This is a genomic window from Amycolatopsis sp. lyj-84, from assembly GCF_046549075.1.
Taxonomy (GTDB): domain Bacteria; phylum Actinomycetota; class Actinomycetes; order Mycobacteriales; family Pseudonocardiaceae; genus Amycolatopsis.
On the sequence record NZ_JAJPWO010000004.1, the window covers coordinates 13,139 to 31,060 of the forward strand.

Consider the following 17,922-nt stretch of genomic DNA (forward strand, 5'->3'; position numbering starts at 1 on the left):
CGCCCATGGGCGGCATCGAATTCCTTAAGGGACACGGCACACAGAACGATTTCGTGCTGCTTCCCGACCCCGACGGCCGCCTCGAGCTGACCGAAGCGCGGGTGGCGGCGCTGTGCGACCGTCAGCGCGGTCTCGGCGCCGACGGCGTGCTGCGCGTCGTGCGCTCGGCGGCTCTGGGTGTGGAGTCGGCAGGCGAATGGTTCATGGACTACCGCAACGCCGACGGATCCATTGCGGAGATGTGCGGCAACGGCGTCCGGGTCTTCGTACGCCACCTGGTCGATTCCGGGCTGGTGGCCGAGCACGACTTCGTCATCGGCACCCGCGCCGGCGACAGGCCTGTCCAGCTGCACGCGGACGGCTCCGTCACCGTGCAGATGGGACCGGCGGCGATCACCGGCACCTCGGTCACCGTGGTCGCCGGGCAGCCGTTCTCCGGTGTCGCGGTCAACGTCGGCAACCCGCACCTGGTGTCCGTCGTCGAGGACGACGTCGACGACCTGGACCTGCGTGACCAGCCCGACTTCGATTCCGACGTGTTCCCGGAGGGCGTGAACCTCGAGTTCATCAATCTCCTGGGGGACAACGCGCTGAAGATGCGCGTCCACGAACGCGGCGTCGGCGAGACACGGTCCTGCGGCACCGGCACGGTCGCCGCGGTCGCCGCCGCCCTGCACCTCGCGGGTACCGACGCCGGCCGGGCGACGGTCGACATCCCCGGTGGCCAGGTGGTCGTCGAGATCCGCCGCGGCGGATCCACGCTGACCGGACCGGCGGAGATCGTCGCCCGCGGCGAACTCGACGAAGACTGGTGGGCCGGGCTCGGCCGTTAGCCGACCGCGATCGGTTCCGTGGGAAGGTCGCGGAGCTTCCGGAGCGGGGAGAAGACGACCCACAGGAGTGCCGCGGTTTCTCCTGCCACGGCGACCCACAGCGTCGCCCGGATCCCGATCGCCTCACCCAGGACACCGCCGAGCAACCCGCCCAGCGGGAGCATGCCCCAGACGACGAACCGCACACTCGCGTTCATCCGGCCGAGCAGCCGGTCCGGGCACACGGCCTGCCGGTACGAGACCTGCGCGACGTTGTAGACGATGATCCCGAACCCGGCGATCATCGTGGCCACCGGGAACAGGATGATCCGCCAGCCCGGCGCGGTCAGCGGTAGCAGCAGGTAGAACGGCCAGGTCACCAGCGGCACGAGCCAGATCGACCGGGCCTGCCCGATCCGCCGGGTGATGGCGTTGGCGAAGATCGCGCCCGTGATCCCGCCCACCCCGCCGGTCGCGAGCACGAGGCCGACGGCCGCGGGGGACAGGCCCAGTTCCCGGTTCAGGAACAGGATCTCCACCGCGACGAAGACGCCGTTGAACAGGTTGGCCGTCGCCGTGCAGGCGACGATCGAACGCAGCGTGGTGTCGGTGAACACGAACCGCAGTCCCTCGACGATCTGGGGCAGCAGCTTCGTGTCTTCGTGCCGCTCGGGCTCCGGTTCGACAGTGCGGATCCGCAGCAGGAACAGCGCCGAGGTGAGGAAACCGAGTCCGGTCGCGAGCACGGCGTTGGCCGCGCCGATCAGTTGCACCAGCCCGCCCCCGACACCCGGACCGGCCAGGAACGCCACGGACTGGCTGGCCTGGAGCTTCGCGTTGCCTTCGAGAAGATGCTCGCGGCCGACCAGCGTCGGCAGATACGACTGGTAGGCGATGTCGAAGAACACCGTCGCGGTACCGACGAGGGTGGCGACCACGATGAGTTGCGTCAGCGACAGGACCCCGGCCCACCAGGCGACGGGGATGCTGAGCAGCAGTACCGCTCGGACGAAGTCGGCCCGCAGCATCAGCGTGCGGCGCCGCATCCGGTCCACCCACACCCCGGCCGGGAGCCCGATGATCAGGAACGCGATGGTCTCGGCAGCGGTCAGCAGCCCCATCTGGAACGGCGTCGCGGCCAGGACGGTGGCCGCGAGCAGGGGAATCACGGTATGACCGGCGAACGCGCCCACCTGACTGGCAGTGTCACCGGCCCAGAGCCGCCGGAAGTCCGCGTGGAAGAAGAGGGAGTCTCTGCGCACGACGCCACCTTGGCGCGAGTGATTGGAAACTGTCAATCACTTTCGCTCTAGGCTGTCCCGGTGCCCACTCCACGACGTGCCGCCACCGAGGCCGAGATCGCCGCGATGGCTTCCGGAATAAGGCTGCGCATCATCCGGTTGACGTACTCCGAGGCGCTGACCAACAAGGAACTCGCCGAACGGCTCGATCGGGACCCGGCGACGACGCTGCACCATGTGCGCAAACTCGTCGACACGGGGTTCCTCGAAGCACTCCCGCCGAGGCGCGGCACGCGCGGTGCGAAAGAAATTCCGTATCGCTCGACCGGGTTGTCCTGGCATCTTGATTCCCGCGACAGGGGGATCGATCAGGCGATCTTCGAGGCCTATCTGGCCGAGATCGCCGATGTGGGATTCGACGACGTGCAACAGACACGAATGGTCGTCCAGGTACCGGACGAGCAGATCGCCGAGTTCGAAGCACGGCTGATGGAGCTCGTCGACGACTTCATCACCAGGCCGGTCGACCCGGACGCGAAACGGACGGCGATCTACCTGTCGAAGTATCCCAGCAGGTAATGAATTCGGTCCCGCCGCCGAAACGTGGGACCATGGAGGCACGATGACGGAACTGACACACAACGATCTGAACGACATGGACCCTTCGACCGGCGAATTGGAGCTCGAGGACCGCGCCTCGCTCCGCCGGGTAGCGGGCCTGTCCACCGAACTCGCGGATGTCACCGAGGTCGAATACCGGCAGCTGCGCCTGGAGCGCGTCGTTCTGGTCGGTGTGTGGACCGAGGGCAGCGCCCTCCAGTCCGAGGCCTCGCTCGCCGAACTCGCCCGGCTCGCCGAAACAGCGGGCTCCGAGGTACTGGAAGGCCTGGTGCAGCGGCGGATCCGCCCGGATCCCGCCACCTACATCGGCTCGGGCAAGGTCAAGGAACTGCGCGAAATCGTGGCGGCCACCGGGGCCGACACGGTGATCTGCGACGGTGAGCTCTCGCCGGGCCAGCTGCGCCAGCTGGAGGAGAAGGTCAAGGTGAAGGTCATCGACCGCACCGCCCTGATCCTCGACATCTTCGCGCAGCACGCCCGCTCCAAGGAGGGCAAGGCCCAGGTCGAGCTGGCCCAGCTGCAGTACCTGATCCCGCGGCTTCGCGGGTGGGGTGCGGCGCTGTCCCGGCAGGCCGGTGGCCGGGCGGGCGGCGCCAACGGTGGCGTGGGCCTGCGTGGTCCCGGTGAGACGAAGCTCGAAACCGACCGGCGGCGGATCAGCAAGCGCGTGTCGAAGCTGCGCCGCGAGATCGCCGCGATGGACACCATCCGCGAGACCAAACGCGGTCGACGGGTGGCCAACGAGGTACCGAGCGTCGCGATCGTCGGCTACACCAACGCCGGCAAGTCGAGCCTGCTCAACGCGCTGACCGGCGCCGGAGTGCTCGTCGAGGACTCGCTGTTCGCCACGCTGGATCCGACGACCCGCCGGGCCCAGACGCCCGACGGCCGCACCTACACGCTGACCGACACCGTCGGTTTCGTCCGGCACCTGCCGCACCAGCTGGTGGACGCGTTCCGTTCGACGCTGGAGGAGGCGGCGAGCGCCGACCTGCTCGTGCACGTCGTCGACGGTGCCGACCCGACGCCGGAAGAGCAGGTCAACGCGGTCCGCGAAGTGCTCGCCGAGATCACGAAGCGCCGTTCCGAGCCGCTTCCGCCGGAGCTGCTGGTGATCAACAAGGCCGACGCCGCCGACGAGGTGTCGCTGGTCCGGTTGCGGCACCAGATGGCCGGTTCGGTGCAGGTGTCGGCACGGAAGGGCACCGGGATCACCGAACTCGCCGAGGTGATCGCGGAGCGGCTGCCGAGGCCGGAGGTCATGGTCGAGGCGCTGATCCCGTACTCGCGGGGCGAACTCGTCTCCCGCGCCCACGCCGACGGCGAGGTGCTGGAAGAGGAGCACGTCGAGACCGGCACGCGGCTGCTCGTCCGGGGCAGGCCCGAGCTGGCCGCGGCGCTGAGCGACTTCCAGACGGACGGCTCGGCTCTGTAAGCAAGTACGTACAACCTCGTGAGTGGTAAAGACGGTTAGAACCGTCTTTACCACTCACGAGTCGCTGTTCGCTGAACGTGGCCTACGCGACATTCCGCCCCATCTCGGCGTTCGCACCGAACTGCGCGCCGTCCCGGACGTCTCCGTAGTGTGGGGCTTCAGGGGTTCCACGGTACGGAGGTGGATGTGCGGGGGATTGTCGCGGCGACGGTCGTGCTGGCGGCGTTCATCGGCGGGGTCGCTCCCGCCGCGGCGCAGGAGGTCCCGGCCCCGCAGCCGGTGTGCAAGAACAGCGATTCCCGGCTCAGTGAGCTGTCCGGCCTCGTTTCGGACGGCGATCACCTGTACGCCCTCAACGACGGCGGCACCAAGACGCAGGTCTTCGTGCTCGGCCGCGACTGCAAGGTCCAGAAGGTCATCTCGGCCGCGACGGATCCTTACGATCCCGAAGACCTCGCCCGCACCGCGGACGGCACCCTCTGGCTTTCCGACACCGGCGACAATCGCAAGCGGCGGGACACGGTCGCGCTGATCTCGCTGACCCCGCAGGGCAAGGCGACGCTGCACCGGCTCACCTATCCCGACGGCCAACACGACGTCGAAGCGCTGATCATGGATCGCTCGGGCACGCCGTACCTGATCACCAAGGATTTCTTCGGCAGCTCGAAGGTGTACCGGCCGACAGGGCCGCTCGCCAGCCCCGGGCCGACCCCGTTGGAGAACGTGGGTTCGCTGCAGATCAAGGAAACCTCGACGCCGGGCGGGCCCGGCGGGTCGATCGGTTCGATGACGGTGACCGGTGCGGCCTCGATGGCCGACGGGTCGGTGGTCGCGTTGCGCACCTACACCGACGCCTATCTCTACGCCGTCACCGACGGAGACCTGAAGAGCGCGTTGCAGCGCGAACCCGTGCGCGTGCCCCTGCCGAACGAGAAGCAGGGGGAGGCGCTCGCCTTCGACCCGGACGGGACCCTGCTGTCCGGCGGGGAGGGCGTCGGAGAGCAGATCCGCGCGGTGAAGGGCGCGGCGGCACTGGCCGTGGACGCGGCCAAATCCGAGGGGAGCACCTCGGGCGGAACGTCCGCGGCCGCCGGTCAAGGCCAGGAATCCGGTTTCCCGTACGTGCAGGTCGGTATCGCCGCGATCGTGGTGATCGGCGGCCTCCTCCTGGTCGGCAGACTCCGCAAGCGGCGCGCCTGACCGAGGAAGACGTGCCCTGCCGAAGCTTGCCGGGTCTGACCCGTGGTCTCGTCCGACCCCGGGATCCCGGCGTGCTCCGGCTTTGGACTGAACGGCTCTGGACTGAACGGCTCCGGACTAAAGCCTGCGGAGAACGGCGACGACCTTGCCGAGGATCGTGGCGTTGTCACCCGGGATGGGGTCGTACGCCTCGTTGTGCGGCATCAGCCAGATGTGGCCGTCCTTGCGCTTGAACGTCTTGACCGTGGCCTCGCCGTCGATCATCGCCGCCACGATCTCGCCCGGGTCGGCCGTGGGCTGCTGGCGCACGACGACCCAGTCGCCATCGGTGATGGCGGCGTCGATCATCGAGTCACCGGTGACGCTGAGCAGGAAGAGCTCACCCTCACCGACGATTTCCCTCGGCAGCGGGAAGACGTCTTCGATCGCCTGCTCGGCCAGCACCGGCCCACCGGCGGCGATCCGGCCGACGAGAGGCACATACGCGGCCTTCGCGGCCGACTGCGGCTGCTCGACGTCGATGCCCATCGGGTTGTCGTCCGTCGTGGCGAGCACCCCGACCGCGCGCGGGCGGTTCGGGTCGCGTCGCAGATATCCCTTGCGCTGCAGGGCCTGCAACTGGTGCGACACCGACGAGGTGGAGGTCAGCCCGACCGCCTCGCCGATCTCACGCACACTCGGCGGGTAACCGAACCGGCTCACCCACATCTTGATCACGTCGAGCACCTGCTGCTGCCGCACGGTCAGGGTCTCGTCCACCTCGTAGACCTCGGGCAAGGCGCGCACCTTACCCGAGCCCCTAGGCGCGTTCTTCGCCTTGCTCTCCTTAGCCACCGTCGTGCTCCTTCATCTCCTGCGCCGCCTCCCAGTACGTCCGGTTTCCCGGACCGACTTCGCGTGTCTTCGCCGGTGGCGGACGATCTTGCCGCCCACGGCACCGGCGGCGTCCGCATAGCAGACGCCCTGGTCAACGACGTTAGCCCGACGGGACGACGATTTCAAACATCTGTTCGATGGACACGCCGTGTCGCTCGATTTTTGTCGGTGGAAGGTGGTACACATTCGCACGGACGTTCGATAGAACGCCTGTTCGACCTTGATCGCCGGGTCCGCCCGGCGCTGGACCTGAGTGAAGCAGGACTGCGAGGAGGTTCCGATGTCGATTCTGGCCGACCGAGGACTGGTGCGACCCAGTTCCCCCGGGCCCGTTCCGGCAGGGGTGACCCGGCCCGTGCGGGTGGTGCGGGGCAAGCGCGCCGAACCCCTGCGCCCGCCGACCAGGGCACGGGTCGTGGCGGGCCGCCGTCCCGGTGTCGCCACCGCCTCCCCGGCGTGCCCGGCGCCCCGGAGGCTCCCGCTCCGATGGCCGTCGCTCGTCGCGATGGCCTTGTTGATCGCCGGACTCGTCACCGGATTGGGTCTGTTCTTGGCCGGTGCTCCCGGCGCCGCGGTACCCGAACGGACCACCACGGTGTCCGTTTCCACGGGGGAGACCCTGTCGGATCTCGCGGCGCGATTCGCGCCAGGCAGCGACACCGGCGCGGTCATCGCCAAGATCAAGGAGCTCAACTCCCTGGAAGACGCCGTTCTCGTGCCCGGACTGCCGCTCACGGTCCCGGTCGCGGCCGAGGTCGAGGGGGGAGGGAAGTGACCCGGGGGACCGCTCTCACCCGCCGTGGGTGACCTCCCCGTTCGTGTCTGATCGACCCTGCCGTTGCGCTTGCGTGCGTCCGACCTGCGATCTAGTCTCCACCGCTATATGTAGTAGTTACATGGCTGTAGTTGGTCCATAGCTTGGGGTAGACTCGGCACCAGTTGTCCACAGCTGGCCGGTGTTCACCCACCGGATGTCCACAGATCGATCCACATGTCGATCTTTCCGTCGTTGCGTGGCGACGGGAGCGGGCGTCCACTCGGGACCGGCCGGCGCGGAGGGGAAGGTGATCGGCGGATGAGGTGCCCGTTCTGCCGGCATGCGGACTCTCGGGTCGTCGACTCCCGAGAGGTGGATGAGGGTCAAGCGATCCGGCGGAGGCGCTCGTGCGCCGCTTGCGGCCGGCGCTTCACCACTTCGGAGACGATGGTGCTCGCCGTCGTCAAGCGTTCCGGGGTCACCGAGCAGTTCAGCCGGGACAAGGTGGTCCGGGGGGTGCGCCGCGCCTGTCAGGGCAGGCCGGTCGACGACGACGCGCTGCAGCAGCTCGCTCAGCGGGTCGAGGAGTCGATCCGATCGGCGGGGCTGGCGGAGATCCCGAGTCACGAGGTCGGCCTGGCGATCCTGGGCCCCCTGCGCGAACTCGACGGCGTCGCCTATCTCCGGTTCGCCAGTGTCTACCGCTCCTTCTCCTCGGTCGAGGACTTCGAGAAGGAGATCTCGGACCTTCGTGAGGCCATGGCTGCCGCACCGGACGAGAGCGATCGAGACGCGAAAGACGGCTGATGCCGCCTCCCGCGTGGGAGTGAGGGAAGACCCATGACCGAGACCGTGGGATCAGGCAACCCGGCCACAGCGCGGACGAGTGGGAAGAAGAAGCAGGCCGGTGGGCTCACCGTGCGGCGTGTCTTCACCACCGAGGGCGTCCACCCGTACGACCAGGTCACCTGGGAGTCTCGGGACGTCGTGATGACGAACTGGCGCGACGGCACGGTCAACTTCGAGCAACGCGGTGTCGAGTTCCCCGACTTCTGGTCGGTCAACGCGACGAACATCGTCACCAGCAAGTACTTCCGCGGCGCCGTCGGCTCGGCCCGGCGCGAGCAGAGCCTCAAGCAGCTGATCGATCGCGTCGTCCGTTCCTACGTCGGCGCGGGGCGAGAACACGGCTACTTCGCGAGTCCCGCCGACGCCGAGGTCTTCGAGCACGAGCTGACCTGGATGCTGCTGCACCAGGTGTTCAGCTTCAACTCGCCGGTGTGGTTCAACGTGGGCACGACGTCGAAGCAACAAGTCTCGGCGTGTTTCATCCTTTCGGTTGACGACACCATGGAGTCGATCCTCAACTGGTACCGCGAGGAAGGCCTGATCTTCAAGGGCGGCTCCGGGGCCGGCCTGAACCTTTCACGCATCCGTTCCTCACGTGAGCTGCTGTCCTCCGGCGGCACCGCGTCCGGCCCGGTCTCCTTCATGCGCGGCGCCGACGCCTCCGCGGGCACCATCAAGTCCGGTGGCGCCACCCGGCGCGCGGCGAAGATGGTCGTCCTCGACGTCGACCACCCGGACGTCGAGGAGTTCGTGCAGACCAAGGCGCGCGAAGAGGAGAAGATCAAGGTCCTCCGCGACGCCGGGTTCGACATGGACCTCTCCGGCTCGGACATCACGTCCGTCCAGTACCAGAACGCGAACAACTCGGTCCGCGTCTCCGACGAGTTCATGCAGGCCGTCGAGAATCAGGGCGACTTCGGCCTGCGGGCCAGGATGACCGGCGAGGTCATCGACCGGGTCGACGCCAAGAAGCTGTTCCGCACCATCTCGCAGGCCGCCTGGGAGTGCGCGGATCCGGGCCTGCAGTACGACGGCACGATCAACGACTGGCACACCTGCCCCGAATCGGGCCGGATCACCGCGTCCAACCCGTGTTTCCCCGGTGACCAGCGGGTGGTCACCGACGCTGGTCTAGTGCGGATCGGCGACCTCGTGTGCCAGGCAGCCGCTGGTGAACGGTTCGCCGTCTACACCAACGACGTGACCCATGCTGACGACCCGGTGGCCAGGATCGTTGCGACAGAACCGACGAGGTACATGGTCACCGGCACCAATGAGATCGTCGAACTTCGTTTCAGCGACGGCTCACGATTGCGGTGCACACCCAACCATCGGGTATGGACCGCGAACCAGGGCTGGGTGCACGCCGACCGGCTCACCGCGGAAGACCGGGTCGTACGATCGATCGAATACGCTCCGAGTCCGTACGCTTCCGCAGCATTGCCGCCGCTCGCGGTGCAGGTGGCGCATCAAGCGCGTGGCAAGGCTCTTCGTGCGGTACCGGAGAAGTGGGACACTGGGCTGGCTCATTATCTAGGCTGGTTGGTCGGAGACGGTTGTCTGACAGATGTGGGCGCGACGACGGTCTATGGGAGTGAATGGGAGCGAGATGTCCTCATGCCGAGGCATCGTGCCCTGCTGGCTTCGATCACCGGCTTCGAAAGCAAGCCCAGCCGACAGTCCAATGGCACGGTGCAACTCAGGGCTAGGCGGGGTCGTTTCGGCCTGATGCTCAAGGCGCTCGGGGTTTCGACAGGGCGTTCTCCTGCCAAAGTGGTCCCGGAGTCGATCTACGTCGCTCCTGAGGACATCGTGGGCGCGTTCCTGCGCGGCCTTTTCGACGCTGACGGTTGTGTGGTGAACCAGGAGCAGAACGGCACCCGATACGTCGGCCTTGCCAGTCGTTCAGAGGAACTCTTGATCGGTGTCCAGGAGCTGCTGGCCAGCCTCGGTATCCGGGGGCGTATCTATCGCACGGGTACGAAGGCGACGTCGTTCCGGTATGTCACCAAGAACGGCGACGAACGCGTCTACGGTAGCGACGGCGAGAGCTTCGACCTCCGGATCACGGGCAGGCATATGGCCGGATTCGCCGAGCTGATCGGATTCGAACACAGCGAGAAGTCCGCCAAACTGGCTGATGTCACGGCCGGCCACGGCCATTACTCCGTCGACGAGACGGTTCGGCTGGTTTCCCGGGTTTCTCGAGGTTTCGAGACTACGTTCAATCTGACCGAGCCCCGCAATCATTCGTACATCGTCGGCGGGACTGTGGTCGCCAACTGCTCCGAATACATGCACCTGGACAACTCCAGCTGCAACCTCGCCTCGCTGAACCTGCTCAAGTTCGCCACCGCCGACGGTGGTTTCGACGCGCCGCAGTTCGCGAAGGCCGTCGAGCTGGTCATCACCGCGATGGACATCTCGATCTGCTTCGCCGACTTCCCGACCGAGGCGATCGGCGACACCACGCGCAAGTTCCGGCAGCTGGGCATCGGGTACGCGAACCTCGGCGCGCTGCTGATGGCGCTCGGGCACGCCTACGACTCCGACGGCGGCCGCGCGCTCGCCGCCGCGATCACGTCTTTGATGACCGGCGTCTCGTACCGGCGTTCCGCCGAACTCGCCGCGGTCGTCGGGCCGTACGAGGGTTACGCGCGAAACGCCGAAGCGCACCAGCGGGTCATGCGCAAACACGCCGCGGCCAGCGAACTGGTGCGGACCTATCACGCCAACGACGCCGCGGTCCGCGCGCTCGCGACCCAGGAATGGAAGCGCGGCATCGAACTGGGCGAGATCAGCGGATGGCGCAACGCGCAGGCGAGTGTGCTGGCGCCCACCGGATGCCTGACCGCGGACACCCTGGTCACCACCGACCGCGGACTGGCCCGGCTCTCCGAACTCGGTGATCTGTACGGGGACCACTGGCAGGACGTCGAGTTCACCGTCGCGACCGACGAAGGCCCGCGCCAGGCCACGAAATTCTTCGTCAATGGCGAGGAGCCCACTCGCCGGATCGAGACCAAGGGCGGATATCGGATCCAGGGCACGCTCGCCCACCGGGTCAAGGTAGTGGAGCCGGAGACCGGATCCTGGGTCTGGAAACGACTCGCCGACATCCGGTCCGGCGACCTGGTACCCCTGCAACTGGGCGGTCTGGTCGGCGATCCCCGCCGGGTTCCGCTGCCGGTGCTCGACCAGGCGTACTACGCGGGTGACCGTGACATCCGGGTGCCGGACGAGGTCACCGCCGATCTCGCGGAACTGGTGGGGTACTTCGAAGGCGACGGCAGCCTGCACGCGAAGGGCGTTCGGCTCTGCGTGGCCGACACCGATCTGGATGTCGTCGACCGCTTGCGAATTCTCACTAAGGATCTGTTCGGTCTGGAACCCGCGGTCCGGCAGTGTCAGGGCTACCAGGAGGTCACCCTTCAGTCCGTCCGGCTGGCCCGCTGGTGGCAGGCGGCGGGATTCGCGAAGGACCTCCCCGGTCCCGACCACGCCGGCAAAGGATGGACTCCGCGGGTCCCCGCGAGCATCCGGGAGACCAACGATCCCGAGGTGTACGCCGCGTTCCTGCGCGGGGTCTTCGAGGCGGACGGGACCGTGCTCGAAGGAGTTCCGAGCGTCTCCACTTCCTCGGAGCTTTTCGGCGAAGACCTGCGGAGCCTGCTGCTGGCCCTGGGCATGGTGACCACGACCCGCCGGACGACCAGCGGGTTCGGCGGGACGATTCTGCAGATCCGGCTGCGCAACGTCGACCACGCGATGATCTTCGACGAGATCGTCGGTTTCATCAGCGAACGCAAGGCGCGGTCGTTGGTATGCCTGGAGCCGAACGGATCGGCCAAAGGCGATCGAGTGCACCTTCCGCGGCCCCGGCTCGGCCGGGCGCTCGAGTACCTCTTCGAACCCGTTGAGTCCAATGAGGACGGTGGCGTCCAGCCCACTTACGACCTGTCGGTGCCGGACAACGTCACCTATGTCGCCAACGGCTTCGTCAGTCACAACACCATCGGCTTCATGATGGACTGCGACACGACCGGCATCGAGCCGGACTTCTCGCTGGTCAAGTTCAAGAAGCTGGTCGGCGGCGGTTCGATGCAGATCGTCAACCAGACCATCCCGCGCGCGCTGACCGCACTCGGCTACCAGGCCGAACAGGTCGAAGCGATCGTCGAGTACATCGCCGAGCACGGGCACGTCGTCGACGCCCCCGGCCTGCGCCCCGAGCACTACGAGGTGTTCGACTGCGCGGTGGGGGAGCGGTCCATCGCGCCGATGGGCCATGTCCGGATGATGGCCGCGGTGCAGCCGTTCCTGTCCGGTGCGATCTCCAAGACGGTCAACATGCCCGAGTCGGCGACCGTCGAAGAGGTCGAGGAGATCTACTTCCAGGGCTGGAAGTACGGACTCAAGGCGCTCGCGATCTACCGCGACAACTGCAAGGTCGGCCAGCCGCTGTCGTCAGGCAAGAAGGAGAAGGCCGAGCCCGAGGCCGAAAAGGTCGTCGAGTACCGGCCGGTCCGCAAGCGCCTGCCGAAGAAGCGTCCGAGCCAGACGGTGTCGTTCACCGTCGGCGGCGCCGAGGGCTACCTGCACGCCGGCTCCTACCCGGACGACGGGCTCGGCGAGATCTTCGTGAAGCTCGGCAAGCAGGGCTCGACCCTGTCGGGCGTGATGGACGCGTTCTCGATGTCGATCTCCGTCGGCCTGCAGCACGGGATCCCGCTGGAGTTCTACGTTTCTAAGTTCTCCAACCTGCGCTTCGAGCCCGCCGGCATGACCGACGACCCGGACATCCGAATCGCCACCAGTGTCATGGACTACCTGTTCCGCAGGCTTGCGCTGGACTACCTGCCGTACGAGAAGCGTGCGCAGCTCGGCATCTTCACCGCCGACGAGCGTTCCGCGCAGGTCGAGGCGACCTACGGCGCCACTCCCGCCGCCGAACCGGAGAACGTCGACATCGACGCCCTTCGGTCCACTGTGGACTCGTCGTCGGCGGACCCCGCCAAGCGGGTCGCGCATTCGACGGCGGAACTGGTGGAACTGAACCTCGGCACCGCTTCCGACGCGCCGCTCTGCATGACCTGCGGCACCAAGATGCGGCCCGCCGGTTCGTGCTACGCCTGTGAAGGGTGCGGAGCGACCTCCGGCTGCAGCTGATCTTCCGCGAGTGTCATGAAAGGGGCTTTCAGGACGAATAGTGTCCTGAAAGCCCCTTTCATGACATCGGAGGCGAGTACGTGACGAAGAAGAACAGTCCGGTCGTGGATCCCTTCGGCACCCTTGGGCAGGCGCTGTGGATCTGCGGCGGCCAGTGGGCGGGAAAGTCCACCGTCTCCCGGCTGCTGGCGCGCCGCCACGGAATCACCGTCTACCACTACGACCTACACGACGCGCGCGCCCACCAGGATCGCCGCGTCGTGCACCGCGTCCGGAACGGGGAGCCCGCCGCGGATCCTGACCCGGACACCGTGTGGGTCGACACCACTCCCGAACGGATGGCGTCCGACACGCTCGCCGGGTTCCCGGTGCGGTTCGAGTGGGCGCTGGACGATCTGCGCGCGCTGGTCTCAGGACGTCCGATCCTCGCCGAGGGCTGGGGACTGCGCCCGGAACTCGTCGCGCCTCTCCTGGATTCGACGCGGCGGATGATCGTCATGGTGCCCACCGGCGACTTCCGAGAACACCAGCTCCGCGTGCTGCCCCGAGCCGCCGCGATCGCGCACCACGTCAGCGATCCCGAACGGGCGCAGCGCAACCGGATCGCGCGAGATCGTCTGGTGGCCGAGGACGCGGTCCGCGCCGCGAAGGCTCTCGGCATCCGGGTGCTGGAGGTCGACGGCTCGCGCGACGCCGAAGCGGTCGCGGACGTCGTCGCCGAGCACTTCGGTCCTTACCTGGCTTGAGCGAGGTCGAGGACGAAGGTCGCCACCGCCAGCGCGAGGAAACCGGCGGGGAAGGCGATGTTGTACAGCACGCGGGCGCGCACGTGGGTGATGACGGCGCCGACGTAGAACAGCACCAGCCCGGCCGCCGCCGCGGTCCCGAGGTACGGCACCCCGAGCAGGCCGAGCAGCAGTCCGGCCGCGCCCGCGGCCTTCAGTGAGGCCAGCGGCGGGATCCAGGACGGGGGAACGTCGACTTCGGCGGAGTTCTTGAGGACGAACGGGACCCGCGCGAAGTCGGCGGCGGCGATTCCGGCGTTGATCACGATCGTCACGATGGCCAGGGTCAGGTAAGCGGAGTACATGCCCCTTGGACGAGTCGCGCGCCCGAAAGGTGACAGCGGTCAGGATCGCCAGCGGTCGAGCACGGTTTCGATGGTCGAGTGGATGCGGTCGCGGGCGGCCTGCCGTTCCACCCCGGCCATGAGGAGGTCGTCGTAGTCGGTGTCCAGGTGCCGGATCGAGGCGACGACGGCGAGGAACACCGCTCGTTCGGCCAGTTCCCGACCGGCGGCCGACCGGCCGACCCGGCCGCTGCCGCGGAGGCCGGCGTGTTCGGCGATGGCGCGTGCTCGCTCCGGCGGGCAGCCGGGGAACATCTCGGTGATCGCGGCGAAGAACCGGGCGGTGAACTCGACGTCTTCCCGGTCGCGCCGTTCACGATCACGCCCGCGGCGCCGCTCACGGACGTCCTCGTCGGCGAAGCACTGCTCCTCGGCGTCGCGCAACGCCGAGTCCTCGACCAGGATTCCTTGCCGGTCATGGCGTTTCCGTGACCGGTTGAAGCGGGTGACGACGGCGGAAAGCCGGCTCGCCTTCTTCGCCCGGCGGGTCAGGGCGGTGTCGCCCGCGGGCAGGAACACCAGGTGGCCGAGGTCGGCGCAGTCGAGGCAGTGTGGTTTTTCGTTCTCCAGGAACTGCAGGTCGCCGGTGCCGCCACAGTCGGCGCACGTCCAGTCCTTCAGTGCCACGGAGACCATGAGATCCGGCGCCTTCCGTTGCCGGGCCTCGACTTGCGCCCGCTTGGCCGCCGACAGTCCCGGCATGATCCACTGCGTCCGGAACAAGGGTTCGAGGTCGCCCGAGGCCGCCTTGAGAGGGGCTCGGTCGCGAGTCGCCCCGACGTGCTCGATCGCCGAACTTTCGAGGTTCTTCGCCGTCGCCCATCGCTGAAGCGCGCCGAGAGCGAAGCTCAGCTTCTCCGTGCTCACCGGCAGTGCCGTGGCCAGCTCGGGAGTCCTGCCCTGCTGCCAGGCCTTGAGAACGTTGTCCGGCAGCCACCCGATCCCGGTCAGGACGTCGAGCGCGGTCACCGATTTCCGTGTGGACAACAGCTTCTCCGCCGTCACCACGACGCGCTGCTCCAGTTTCGCCTCACCCTGCATCGCCGGAAATCCTAGCGATCACGCGGTTTCGGTGCGCGCCCGGTAGGCCCGGATCTTGGCGCGGTTGCCGCAGCGCTCCATCGAGCACCAGCGGCGGTTGCCCGAGCGGGAGGTGTCGAAGAAGAGCAGGTAGCAGTCGTCCGCCGAGCATTCGCGGACGCGGCCGGACCGGTCGCCCGCGACGAGACCGATGGCGTCGCTGGCGACGGCGCCGAGCAGCTGTTTCCCGGTGACGGGTGGCGCCCAGGCGAGTCGCCGCGTTTCGGGGTCGATCACCGGCCGCGGGGTCGCTCCGGTCGCGTCGTTCAGCAGGGTGAGGTCGGCGTCCGACGGTGCTTCGCCATGGGCGAGGGCGGGTGCGACACGGTAGAGCGCGTCCCGGAGTTCCTTGAGCGCGGCGAGTTCGGACGGCCGGATCTGGACATCGGTCAAGGGCGCGGTCAGCGCCAGCCGGGAGCCGGTGAACCACTCGGCGAGGTCGGAGGGCGTGTGCGCGATCTCGTAGCGCTCGTACGGGCCGGGGCCGCCGGTCAGCATGAGTTCGAGGCTGAGACTGCCCGGATCGAACCGGTACCGCTCGCCCTGGGCGTTGACGAGCAGTCTTGTTCCCGGAGTCATGTAACCACTATAGTCGGTTTCAGAAACTGGGTAAGACGGTTACAGTGGAGGCATCATGATCGGGAAGACCAAGGACGCGGGCTGGGAGATCGGCGTGTCCAAGACGGTGCCGTATCCGCTGGACCACGTTTGGGAGTACCTCTCGGGGCCGGGTCTGACGGCTTGGCTGGGCGACGTGCGGCTCGACCCGGTGAAGGGTGCGCCGTACGAGACGGCCGAGGGCACCGTCGGCGAGGTCCGCGGCTACCGCGAACGCGAGAAGATCCGTCTCACCTGGTGGCCGAAGGGCTGGGACCACGAGAGCACGGTCCAGGTGGCGCTCCGGAACGCCGGGCCGGACAAGACCGTCGTGGTCTTCCATCAGGAGCGGCTCGCCGGGGCGGAAGAGCGTGCCGTGCAACGTGATCACTGGCAGACCGTGATGAAGGTGGTCGTCGACGGCCTCGGTGGCTGATCAGGACAGTGCTCGCCGTGCCTGTTCGCTCAGGGCGGCGGTGATCCGTTCGGGGCTCAGGCCGAGTTCGCCGGTCTGGTAGAGGAACACCTCCGGGGCGAGCGGCGCCAGCAGGATGTCGGCGAGCGCGTCCGGATCCTGGGCACCCGCCTGCTCGGCGAGGAAGCGGACGTGGGTGCGCCACAGCCGGTACGGGCCGGTGGTGAACCGCGAATGCCCGACCTCGGTGCCGAGCACGAGATGCGCGTGCCGGGTGAGAAGCCCGGTCATCGCCGCGTAGAACGCGGCCAGCCGCTCGGCGGGTGACGCGCCGGGGCCCAGTGGGGGAGGGCCGGTGAGCAGCCGTTCCTGCAGTTCCCGCTCGTGTTCGTCCAGCAGGGCGACGGCGATCGCGGAGCGGTCCGGGTAGCGGCGGTACAGCGTGGCGCGGCCGACCCCGGCGGCTTGGGCGATGTCCTCCATGGTGACGTCCGCGGCCGGACGTGCGGCGAAGAGCTCTTCGGCGGCCTTCAGGATCTTCGCGCGGTTACGGGCGGCGTCCGAGCGTTCCCGGCCCGGGCCGTTCGCGAGGAGATCTTCTGTCGGCATGTCCGCAGCGTAGGGAATATCCGGACGTGACGTCCACTTGTACCGGGCGAAGCAAGTGGACGCCGTGTCCACTTCCTGGTCCGGGAGGCCCGATGAGCCACCTTCTCCACCTCGACTCCAGTGCCCGCAGCACGTCGTTCTCCCGCGAGCTGAGCGCTCGCTTCGCCGACGTCTGGCGGGCCGCGCGCCCCGGCGCGGGCTACACCTACCGCGACCTCGCCGCCCGGCCGGTCCCGCCGATCGGCCAGGCCTGGACCGAGATCTGCGACGCCCTCCTGATGGCGGGCATCACCGATCCGGAGGGCTACGCCTCGGTGGTGAAGACGCCGGAGCAGCGCGAGGCCTGGGCCGTGATCGAGCCGCTGCTGGCCGAACTGCTCGCCGCCGACGTCGTGCTGATCGGGGCGCCGATGTACAACTTCTCGATCCCCGCGACGCTCAAGCTGTGGATCGACCAGGTGACGTTCCCGAAGATGTCCTTGGCGGGCAAGGCTTTCGTGGTCGCGGGTGCCCGTGGCGGCACCTACCTGCCGGGAACGCCGCGTGAGCCTGTCGACCATCACGAGCGCTACCTGCGGGACTTCTTCGCCGGGCACTACGACGTCCACGACGTCACGTTCCTGCACGCCGAGCTCACGAACGCGCTCGTCGACCCGCGACTCGGCCCGCGCGATCCCGACCGGGCCGCGTCACGGGAAGCGGCGCTGCGGGCGGCCGAAACGCTCGCCTCGACCGGAACGGCGGCCTGATGGGCTGGGGAGTCCTGCTGCTGGCCGGAGTCGTCGAGGTCGCCTGGTCGCAAAGCATCAAACCCACGGAGAACTTCACCCGCCTCTGGCCGACGGTGCTGTGTTTTGCGCTCGGCGTCTCGGCGGTCTACCTGCTTTCGAAGGCGATGGACTCGCTTCCGGTGGGGACCGCGTACGCCGTGTTCACCGGGATCGGCGCGGTGGGCGCGATCGTCTTCGGCATCGTGATCCACAAGGACCCGCTCAGTTTCGGGCGGTTCGCGGCGATGGCGCTGATCGTCGGAGGGGTGGTGCTGGCGAAGGTGACGGAGTGAACCGGGTGTCAGGAAAGGGGCTTTCAGGACGAACAGCGCTGATTCAAAGCGTGTCCTTGAAACCCCTTT

General features: G+C 67.9%; 16 protein-coding genes and 1 pseudogene. 11 read left to right on the plus strand and 6 right to left on the minus strand.

Annotated elements, in window-relative coordinates; translation table 11 throughout:
* Nucleotides 1–5 precede the first annotated feature (5 nt).
* Nucleotides 6–833 carry a diaminopimelate epimerase gene (dapF, locus tag ACLJRM_RS14210; RefSeq protein ID WP_410663201.1) on the plus strand — a complete coding sequence of 276 codons (828 nt, stop codon included), beginning with the start codon at nucleotides 6–8 and terminating at the stop codon, nucleotides 831–833.
* Here the strand turns inward: dapF and ACLJRM_RS14215 are convergent.
* Nucleotides 830–2,074 (minus strand): MFS transporter, encoded by a 1,245-nt coding sequence (locus ACLJRM_RS14215; protein WP_410663202.1) that lies wholly within the window; start codon nucleotides 2,072–2,074, stop codon nucleotides 830–832. The two genes, dapF and ACLJRM_RS14215, sit on opposite strands and share 4 nt — an antisense overlap.
* A 60-nt stretch (nucleotides 2,075–2,134) precedes the next feature.
* On the opposite strand from ACLJRM_RS14215, the gene ACLJRM_RS14220 reads away from it, so the two are divergent.
* From ACLJRM_RS14220 to ACLJRM_RS14230, 3 genes are all read left to right on the plus strand, one after another.
* A complete protein-coding gene (locus ACLJRM_RS14220; protein WP_101606400.1) occupies nucleotides 2,135–2,632 on the plus strand; it encodes an ArsR/SmtB family transcription factor in 498 nt (165 codons plus the stop codon).
* Between the two features lie 43 nt (nucleotides 2,633–2,675).
* Complete coding sequence (gene hflX / locus ACLJRM_RS14225; protein WP_101606401.1) at nucleotides 2,676–4,109, plus strand: GTPase HflX; 1,434 nt, start codon at nucleotides 2,676–2,678, stop codon at nucleotides 4,107–4,109.
* A 186-nt stretch (nucleotides 4,110–4,295) separates the two neighbouring features.
* Nucleotides 4,296–5,309 carry a hypothetical protein gene (locus tag ACLJRM_RS14230; RefSeq protein WP_101606402.1) on the plus strand — a complete coding sequence of 338 codons (1,014 nt, stop codon included), beginning with the start codon at nucleotides 4,296–4,298 and terminating at the stop codon, nucleotides 5,307–5,309.
* Nucleotides 5,310–5,426: 117 nt separating this feature from the next.
* On the opposite strand, the gene lexA is transcribed toward ACLJRM_RS14230, so the two are convergent.
* Complete coding sequence (lexA, locus tag ACLJRM_RS14235; protein ID WP_101606403.1) at nucleotides 5,427–6,143, minus strand: transcriptional repressor LexA; 717 nt, start codon at nucleotides 6,141–6,143, stop codon at nucleotides 5,427–5,429.
* Nucleotides 6,144–6,465: 322 nt separating this feature from the next.
* Here lexA and ACLJRM_RS14240 point away from each other — a divergent pair, with 322 nt between their 5' ends.
* The 4 genes and pseudogenes from ACLJRM_RS14240 (at nucleotide 6,466) to ACLJRM_RS14255 (ending at nucleotide 13,706) form a co-directional block, all read left to right on the plus strand.
* Nucleotides 6,466–6,960, plus strand: coding sequence for a LysM peptidoglycan-binding domain-containing protein (locus ACLJRM_RS14240; protein WP_410663203.1), 495 nt, complete (start codon nucleotides 6,466–6,468; stop codon nucleotides 6,958–6,960).
* A 300-nt stretch (nucleotides 6,961–7,260) separates the two neighbouring features.
* The gene (nrdR, locus tag ACLJRM_RS14245; RefSeq protein WP_026467942.1) at nucleotides 7,261–7,749 is read left to right on the plus strand and encodes a transcriptional regulator NrdR; all 489 of its coding nucleotides are present in this window, start codon (nucleotides 7,261–7,263) and stop codon (nucleotides 7,747–7,749) included.
* 102 nt (nucleotides 7,750–7,851) lie between these two features.
* Nucleotides 7,852–12,960 (plus strand): annotated as a pseudogene (locus ACLJRM_RS14250) (LAGLIDADG family homing endonuclease); the annotation flags it as partial.
* 80 nt (nucleotides 12,961–13,040) lie between these two features.
* Complete coding sequence (locus ACLJRM_RS14255) at nucleotides 13,041–13,706, plus strand: hypothetical protein (RefSeq protein WP_410663204.1); 666 nt, start codon at nucleotides 13,041–13,043, stop codon at nucleotides 13,704–13,706.
* Here the strand turns inward: ACLJRM_RS14255 and ACLJRM_RS14260 are convergent.
* From ACLJRM_RS14260 to ACLJRM_RS14270, 3 genes are read right to left on the minus strand one after another with little or no spacing between them, the layout of a single operon-like run.
* On the minus strand, nucleotides 13,694–14,050 hold the full coding sequence (locus tag ACLJRM_RS14260; protein ID WP_101606405.1) for a DoxX family protein: 357 nt from the start codon (nucleotides 14,048–14,050) through the stop codon (nucleotides 13,694–13,696). The genes ACLJRM_RS14255 and ACLJRM_RS14260 overlap by 13 nt on opposite strands.
* A gap of 39 nt (nucleotides 14,051–14,089) precedes the next feature.
* A complete protein-coding gene (locus ACLJRM_RS14265) occupies nucleotides 14,090–15,130 on the minus strand; it encodes a DUF2293 domain-containing protein (protein WP_410663205.1) in 1,041 nt (346 codons plus the stop codon).
* Between the two features lie 18 nt (nucleotides 15,131–15,148).
* Nucleotides 15,149–15,748, minus strand: coding sequence for a CGNR zinc finger domain-containing protein (locus ACLJRM_RS14270; protein ID WP_101606407.1), 600 nt, complete (start codon nucleotides 15,746–15,748; stop codon nucleotides 15,149–15,151).
* Between the two features lie 55 nt (nucleotides 15,749–15,803).
* Between ACLJRM_RS14270 and ACLJRM_RS14275 the strand changes: the two genes are divergently transcribed.
* Entirely contained in the window at nucleotides 15,804–16,202 is a 399-nt protein-coding gene (locus ACLJRM_RS14275) for an SRPBCC domain-containing protein (protein ID WP_101606408.1), read from the plus strand.
* Here ACLJRM_RS14275 and ACLJRM_RS14280 read toward each other — a convergent pair whose 3' ends face one another.
* A complete protein-coding gene (locus tag ACLJRM_RS14280) occupies nucleotides 16,203–16,790 on the minus strand; it encodes a TetR/AcrR family transcriptional regulator (protein ID WP_101606409.1) in 588 nt (195 codons plus the stop codon).
* A gap of 92 nt (nucleotides 16,791–16,882) precedes the next feature.
* Between ACLJRM_RS14280 and ACLJRM_RS14285 the strand changes: the two genes are divergently transcribed.
* Nucleotides 16,883–17,539, plus strand: a complete 657-nt coding sequence (locus tag ACLJRM_RS14285; RefSeq protein ID WP_101606410.1) for an FMN-dependent NADH-azoreductase — start codon at nucleotides 16,883–16,885, stop codon at nucleotides 17,537–17,539.
* Nucleotides 17,539–17,853 (plus strand): DMT family transporter, encoded by a 315-nt coding sequence (locus ACLJRM_RS14290; protein ID WP_101606411.1) that lies wholly within the window; start codon nucleotides 17,539–17,541, stop codon nucleotides 17,851–17,853. Before ACLJRM_RS14285 ends, ACLJRM_RS14290 begins: the two co-directional genes overlap by 1 nt.
* Nucleotides 17,854–17,922: the final 69 nt, after the last annotated feature.